Origin of the sequence: Vibrio sp. 10N.222.49.C9, assembly GCF_041474985.1 — a bacterium.
Taxonomy (GTDB): Bacteria; Pseudomonadota; Gammaproteobacteria; order Enterobacterales; family Vibrionaceae; genus Vibrio; species Vibrio crassostreae_C.
Window position 1 is genome coordinate 1 of sequence record NZ_JBFRVD010001108.1, and the last position, 469, is coordinate 469.

General features: G+C 47.5%; 1 protein-coding gene. It reads right to left on the reverse strand.

What is annotated here, in order from left to right:
* Window positions 1–469 (reverse strand): DUF2913 family protein (locus AB4585_RS27115; protein WP_372171838.1); only part of this gene is annotated, 469 nt, incomplete at both ends.

The window sequence follows — 469 nt, forward strand, 5'->3', positions numbered from 1 at the left end:
CCAGTGAAAACCCAAGAGGGATTTCAGCAAGAATTGGGCCTTGGTTGCTTGGGTAGATCAAATACTCACCGTGGTATTTAACCTTAGATTTATAATCTGTCTGCTTGTGAAGAATCATGCCGCAGCGCAGTGCTTGCTGGATGAATTGCGCGTGGTTGCCGCGAACATAAAAGCTCATTGGACGCACGAGCTCTTCGCCACCATCAAAGCAGGATTCACATTGATCGGCGCACAGTACAAACGAGCTTTCACCGTCAGTAAATACCTGGCTTTTCGCAGATTCAGTCAGGTCATAGTCGTTGGTCCCGCTCCAACCTAGTCCTTCCATATCGTCCATTAACTGTTCGATTTGCTTGTCTAACACAGGCTTCACTTGTACGTCTTTACCAAAGAACATGCCATAGAAGTCTGATAGGGTTTGAAAGCGCGCAAAGAGCCCCGTGTTGCTTCCTTTACTTCGGCCCTGTTT